The organism is Streptomyces sp. NPDC048659, assembly GCF_040650575.1.
In the GTDB taxonomy this organism is placed as follows: Bacteria; Actinomycetota; Actinomycetes; order Streptomycetales; family Streptomycetaceae; genus Streptomyces.
In genome coordinates this window covers 24435-31056 of sequence record NZ_JBEZHM010000074.1, presented here as the reverse complement: position 1 = coordinate 31056, position 6622 = coordinate 24435, and the positions used below count along the sequence as shown (strand labels likewise).

Annotated in this window: 5 protein-coding genes; 2 read left to right on the top strand and 3 right to left on the bottom strand. The window is 71.9% G+C overall.

The window, feature by feature from the left end:
- Positions 1-354 precede the first annotated feature (354 nt).
- Positions 355-921, bottom strand: a complete 567-nt coding sequence (locus AB0C99_RS35115) for a MarR family transcriptional regulator (RefSeq protein ID WP_362483815.1) — start codon at positions 919-921, stop codon at positions 355-357.
- 144 nt (positions 922-1065) lie between these two features.
- Between AB0C99_RS35115 and AB0C99_RS35110 the strand changes: the two genes are divergently transcribed.
- A complete protein-coding gene (locus AB0C99_RS35110) occupies positions 1066-2343 on the top strand; it encodes an MFS transporter (RefSeq protein ID WP_362483823.1) in 1278 nt (425 codons plus the stop codon).
- Between the two features lie 15 nt (positions 2344-2358).
- Here the strand turns inward: AB0C99_RS35110 and AB0C99_RS35105 are convergent, their stop codons facing one another.
- Together AB0C99_RS35105 and AB0C99_RS35100 are read right to left on the bottom strand one after the other, a co-directional pair.
- Positions 2359-4008, bottom strand: coding sequence for a SpoIIE family protein phosphatase (locus AB0C99_RS35105; RefSeq protein WP_362483813.1), 1650 nt, complete (start codon positions 4006-4008; stop codon positions 2359-2361).
- Positions 4009-4114: 106 nt separating this feature from the next.
- Positions 4115-5491 (bottom strand): FAD-dependent oxidoreductase, encoded by a 1377-nt coding sequence (locus tag AB0C99_RS35100; protein ID WP_362483811.1) that lies wholly within the window; start codon positions 5489-5491, stop codon positions 4115-4117.
- A 353-nt stretch (positions 5492-5844) separates the two neighbouring features.
- Between AB0C99_RS35100 and AB0C99_RS35095 the strand changes: the two genes are divergently transcribed.
- Complete coding sequence (locus tag AB0C99_RS35095) at positions 5845-6603, top strand: helix-turn-helix domain-containing protein (protein ID WP_362483809.1); 759 nt, start codon at positions 5845-5847, stop codon at positions 6601-6603.
- The last annotated feature ends 19 nt before the right edge of the window (positions 6604-6622 follow it).

The following is a 6622-nucleotide window of genomic DNA, read 5'->3' as shown; positions in this document are numbered from 1 at the left end:
GAGTTCTCAAGGTGCGGACGCTTCCTTTGTACTTACCCTCTCGGGCTTTCCTCCGGGCGCTTCCTTCGTTCTTGCGTTTCCGACTCTATCAGATCCTTTCGGGCCTGATTCCCAGTCGGCGGGATTTTGTCTTCCCGGCTGTTGGGCCGTTCCGACGTCTCAAACTCTAGCGGATTTTCCCGGCGACTCATAATCGAGTCTTTCGAAATGAATTTCGGCATGCCGAAATTCGTCCCGGTTGGGAGATCGTGCTGAGTTGAGGTTGCCGCTTTCGCGGCGGGATGGCTGCCCGGAACCTTCCGACTCCGTGACAACTCGGAGAACACTACGCGCCCCGGCGGGGCGCGTCAACCCTCAGTCGAGGTCGGTCAGCCGGCCGCCGGCGTCCGGCTGGGTCAGCTCCACGCGGCGGAGCAGGCGGATCAGCATCTCGCCCAGGGCTCCGCGCTCCTCGGTGGACAGGTCCTGGAGGAGCTCCTCCTCGAAGTCCGTCGCCATCCGCATGGCCTCCAGCCACTTCTGGCGGCCCTCGTCGGTCAGCTCCACGATCACGCGCACCCGGTTGTTCTCGTCGCGGTCCCGGGTGACCAGGCCCTCGCCCGCCATCCGGTCGATGCGGTGGGTCATCGCGGCGGGGGTGAGGCCGAGGCGCTTGGCGAGCTCGCCGGGGCCAAGGCGGTACGGGGCGCCGGAGAGCACGAGGGTCTTGAGGACCTCCCACTCCGCGTTGCTGATGCCCAGGTCGGCGACCTGGCGGCCGTACGCCACGTTCATCCGGCGGTTCAGCCGGCCCAGCGCGGAGACCACCTTCTCGACCTGGGGGTCGAGGTCGCGGAACTCGCGCTGGTAGGCGGCGATCTGCTCGTCGAGGGTCGGCTCCTGCGGGGACTGCGCGCCGGACTGCTCGGGGGTGTCGGACATGCGGCCGAGTATTCCACGCGGCTCGTTGGCATTGAAGTCCTTCCATGTGTATTGTTAAGGGTCTAATTTTAGTGTTGAAGTCTTCAGGGTTCACAGCTACAGGTCTGTAACCCGCGACCGAAGTGGGTGAGTGTGACCAAGGCGATGGGCGCCGCGATGCGCCGGATTCAGGCAGGCAGCGCGCTGAGCTCGTTCGGGCTCGGCTTCACCGTGCCGTACCTCTATGTGTACGTCGCTCAGGTGCGGGATCTGGGCGCGGCCACCGCGGGCATCGTGCTGGCCGTCTTCGCCATGGCCGCCCTCGTGGTCCTCCCCTTCAGCGGCCGGGCCATCGACCGGCGCGGGCCCGTGCCCGTGCTGCTCGTGGCGTCCGGGCTCGCCGCGGTCGGCGCGCTCGGGATGGGCTTCGCCTATTCCGTGCCCGCGGCCGTCGGCGCCGCCGCGCTGCTCGGTGCCGGTACGGCCGTGATGCAGCCCGCGCTCGCGACGATGATCGTCTGGTGCTCGACGCCGGAGACCCGTACCCGCTCCTTCGCCATGCAGTTCTTCCTGCAGAACCTGGGCCTGGGCGTCGGCGGGCTCATCGGCGGCCAGCTCGTCGACGTGAACCGGCCGAACAGCTTCCTGCTGCTGTTCTCCATCGAGTCCGTGATGTTCCTGGTCCTCGGCGCGATCGCGCTGACCACCCGGATGCCCGCGGCGCCCGCCTTCCAGGGCGCGCGGCCGGCCGGTGAGAAGGGCGGCGGCATCCGGGTGCTGCTCCAGCACAAGGCGATGGTGCAGCTGTGCGTGCTGGGCTTCGTGCTCTTCTTCGCCTGCTACGGACAGTTCGAGTCGGGTCTCGCGGCCTACGGCACCGAGGCGGCCGGCATCGCGCCGTCGACGCTGGGCATCGCGCTGGCCGCCAACACGGCCGTCATCGTGGCCGCCCAGTTCCTGGTGCTGAAGTTCGTCGAGCGCCGCAAGCGGAGCCGGGTCATCGCCGCGGTCGGCCTGATCTGGACCGTGGCGTGGCTGTTCGCCGGGTACGCGGGCCTGGGCCACGGCAGCCAGGCGATGGCGACGGCCGCGTTCATCTCCACGTACGCCCTCTTCGGGCTCGGTGAGGCGATGCTGTCGCCGACCGTGGCGCCGCTGGTGGCGGACCTGGCGCCGGAGTCGATGGTCGGCACGTACAACTCGGCCTTCGCGCTGGTCAAGCAGCTCGCGCTGGCGGTCGGGCCGGCCGTGGGCGGGCCCATGGGGGCCTCGCTGCACGGGCCGTACATCGTGACCTTCGTGCTGTTCTCGCTCGGGATCACCTTCCTGGCCGTGCGGCTCGGGAAGCAGCTCACGCCGGTGCAGAACCAGCCGTCGCTGGCCGCGAAGCCCTCGCGGGTGGTGGCGCAGCACCAGCCCGCGAAGGAGACCACGGCCGTCTGATCCCCCGTACCGGGATCAGTCCGGCAGGGCGAACTCGCACCACACCGCTTTACCGCCGCCGGGGGTCCGGCGGCTCCCCCAGGACGAGGCGATCGTCGCGATGATGGAAATCCCGCGGCCCGCCTCGTCTTCCGTTTCCGCCCGGCGGCGGCGCGGCAGGTGGTCGTCGCCGTCGGTGACCTCGATGATCAGGCGCCGGTCGGTGCGGCGCAGCCGCAGGCGCATGGGCGGGGTGCCGTGCTGGAGGGAGTTCGCCACCAGCTCGCTGGTGGCGAGGACGCCGAGGTCGCACAGCTCCACGGGGAAGCGCCAGCTCGCGAGGACGCCGGAGGCGAAGGCCCGCGCGCGCGGGGCGGCCTCGACGCCGCCGAGCAGTTCGAGCGCCGCGTTGTGGAAGAGCTCGGCGACGGCTCCCTTGCGGGCGGGGTGCTGGACGACGAGGACCGCGACGTCGTCGTCGTGCTCGGCGGTGATGCCGAGGGAGCGGAGCAGCCGGTCGCAGACGACCTGCGGGGTGCCCGTGGCGCCGGAGAGGGCGCGCTCCAGGGCGGCGACACCCTCGTCGATGTCCTCGCGGCGGCGCTCGACCAGGCCGTCGGTGTAGAGGACGGCGGTGGAGCCGGGCGGCAGGGCGATGGTGCCGGAGGTGTGGAGCCAGCCGCCGGTGCCGAGCGGGGGTCCGGTGGGGTCGGCGGCGCGGCGGACGGTGCCGTCCTCGTGGCGGACGAGGATCGGGAGGTGGCCGGCGGAGGCGTAGACGAGCTTGCCCTCGTTGGGGTCGTGGACCGCGTAGACGCAGGTGGCGATCTGGCTGGCGTCGATCTCGGCGGCGAGGCCGTCGAGGAGCTGGAGCACCTCGTGCGGGGGCAGGTCGAGGCGGGCGTACGCGCGGACGGCGGTGCGCAGCTGGCCCATGACGGCGGCGGCGCGGACGCCTCGGCCCATGACGTCGCCGATGACGAGGGCGGTGCGGCCGGCGCCGAGGGTGATGACGTCGTACCAGTCGCCGCCGACGGCGGCGTCGGCGACGCCGGGCTGGTAGGTGGCGGCGATGCGCAGGTCGTCGGGCTGCTCCAGCTCCTGCGGGAGGAGGGAGCGCTGGAGGGTGACGGCGGTCTCGCGGTGGCGGCGCTCGCTCGCGCGCAGGCGCTCGGCGGCCTCCGCGTGGTCGGTGACGTCGGCGGCGTGGACGAGGACGCCGCCGTCGGGGAGGCGGGGGCTCTCGACGGGCAGGCAGGTGACGGTGTAGGAGCCGCCGTCCTGGGTGCGGCGGGATTTGACCGTGCGGGGCTTGCCGCTGCGCAGGACCTGGTCCATGAGGGGGAGCAGGCCGAGCTCCTCCGCCTCGGGGCAGGTGTCGGCGACGGTGGAGCCCGCGGGGCGGGGGCCGAAGGCGGCGGCGTAGGCGTCGTTGACGTACGCGATGCGGTGCTCCGGGCCGTAGACGAGGGCGACGAGGCCGGGGAGGCGGCCGACGATCTCGCGGACGGTGAAGTCCTCCAGGGCGGGCACCCCGGCGGGGTCGGCGGGCCCGGTGTCCGGGGTGTCGGCGTGCTCCAGCTGCGGCCCGTACTCCCCGCGGGCCGCGGGCACGGAGCCTTCGGTGCCCCGCGCCGCGCGGCGCTGCGTGCCGGGAAGCCGGGCGCTCCAACGGGTGAAGTTCACGGATCTCTATGCCTCGTGGTGTCGTTGCCGTGCAGAGTCACTCTGTGCAGGTGTGAGCCCACCTATGGTCACACGTCCAGTGTGGACGAGTGCACTGACAGTGATGTCAGCCCGAGGGCTCGTCCTCGCCGGACGGCTTGGGCGCGGGCGGTGGTGCGGCTGCGAGTTCGAATTCGGCGCGCGGGTGTTCGAGCGAGCCGAGGGAGACGATCTCGCGTTTGAAGAGGCCGGAGAGGGTCCATTCGGCCAGGACACGGGCCTTGCGGTTGAACGTGGGGACCCGGCTGAGGTGGTAGGCGCGGTGCATGAACCAGGCCGGGTAGCCCTTGAGCTTGCGGCCGTAGACATGGGCGACTCCTTTGTGGAGCCCGAGCGAGGCTACGGAGCCGACGTACTTGTGTGCGTATTCCTTGAGCGGCTCGCCGCGGAGCGAGGCGGCGATGTTCTCCGCGAGCACTCTGGTCTGGCGGACGGCGTGCTGGGCGTTGGGCGCGCAGAGGCGGCCGGGTTCGGCGGCGGTGAGGTCGGGGACGGCGGCGGCGTCGCCGGCGGCCCAGGCGTGCTCGACGCCTTCGACGGTGAGGCGCGCGGTGCAGCGGATACGGCCGTGCTCGGTGCGGGGCAGGTCGGTGGCGGCGACGAGCGGCGCGGGTTTGACCCCGGCGGTCCACACGACCGTGCGGGTGGGCAGGCGGGTGCCGTCGCTGAGGACGGCGACGCGGTCCGCGCAGGAGTCGAGGCGGGTGCCGAGGCGGACGTCGATGTTCCGGGCGCGCAGCTCGCGGACGGCGTAGCGGCCCATCTCCTCGCCGACCTCGGGGAGGATCCGGTCGGACGCCTCGACGAGCACCCAGCGCAGGTCCTCGGGCTTGATGTTGTGGTAGTACCGCGCGGTGTAGCGGGCCATGTCCTCCAGCTCGGCGAGGGCCTCGACACCCGCGTAGCCGCCGCCGACGAAGACGAAGGTGAGGGCGGCGTCGCGGATCGCGGGGTCGCGGGTGGAGGAGGCGATGTCCATCTGTTCGATGACGTGGTTGCGCAGGCCGATGGCCTCCTCGACGGTCTTGAAGCCGATGCCGTGGTCGGCGAGGCCGGGGACCGGGAGGGTGCGCGAGACGGAGCCGGGGGCGATGACCAGTTCGTCGTAGCGGAGCCGGTCGTGCCCGGCGCCCTCCTCTTCGGTGGCGAGGGTGGAGAGGACGACCTCCCGCTTCGGGTGGTCGACGGCGTGGACCTCGCCGATGATGATCCGGCAGCGGTCGAGGACCCGGCGGAGCGGGACGACGACGTGGCGCGGGGAGATGGAGCCGGCGGCGGCCTCGGGCAGGAAGGGCTGGTACGTCATGTACGGCTCGGGGGTGACCACGACGATCTCGGCCGTACGGCTTCTGAGCTCGGCCTTCAGCTGCCGCTGGAGGCGCAGCGCGGTGTACATCCCGACGTAGCCACCGCCGACAACGAGAACGCGCACAGGTTCGGTCACCGTCCCATGACGCAACGCCGTCCGGGGTTTGTCCACAGGCCCGGCAAATTGTGTGACCGGAGCGGTGCGGAGGCGTGGGGTGGCGAAAGGTGCGTGCGTGTGGTGAACCGCGCAGGTCAGGGTGGGGACGGGCGGTGGGACGGGGGGTCGGAATCGGGAGGGTTCCGGGCCTTGCTCCGATCGGGGGGCGCACCGTACGGAACTGCCCCTTCTGAATTGACCCGGACTCAACTATGTTCGTACCTGGTCGGAGTGTCGGACCGTCGTGCGTGGACCACGGGCGCGGCGCGGTGCGAGCTCCGTGTCAGGGCGGGGAGTCTCCGGGGGGAGACATCATGAGCGGGGGAACGCTTATGCAGATTCAGGATTCGTATGGGCAGGTCCGTACGGCGCAGAGCACGGTGAACGGGCGGTCGGCGCCGCTGCGCGTGGACGCGCAGCGCAATCTGGAGCATGTGCTCCGCGCCGCGCGCGAGGTCTTCGGCGAGCTGGGCTACGGCGCCCCGATGGAGGACGTGGCCCGCCGCGCCCGGGTCGGTGTCGGCACCGTCTACCGCCGCTTCCCCAGCAAGGACGTGCTGGTCCGGCGGATAGCCGAGGAGGAGACCGCGCGGCTCACCGAGCAGGCGCGGACGGCCCTCGGGCAGGAGGAGGAGCCGTGGTCGGCCCTCTCCCGGTTCCTGCGCACCTCGGTTGCCTCGGGCGCCGGTCGGCTGCTGCCGCCGCAGGTGCTGCGGGTGGGCGTGGACGAGGTGCTGATCCCGGCGGGCGCGCCCGAGGACGCGGCGCGGGTTCCGGCGCAGCGGGTCTCGGTGGCGCCGGGCGCTCCCGCGGTGAACGGCTTCGGCGACCTGGGCGAGCAGCGGATCGTCGCGCCGCGCGCGGTGCCTACGGCGGAGCTGGACGACACGGGGGCCGCGGAGCTCCTGGAGGTCGTGGGCCGGCTGGTGGACCGGGCGCGTGAGGCGGGCGAGCTGCGGCCGGACGTGACGGTGTCCGACGTGCTGCTGGTGATAGCCACGGCCGCGCCCGCGCTGCCGGACGCCGCGCAGCAGGCGGCGGCCTCGTCGCGGCTGCTGGACATCCTGCTGGAGGGTCTGCGCTCGCGGTAGGCGGGCGCCCGCGCGCACG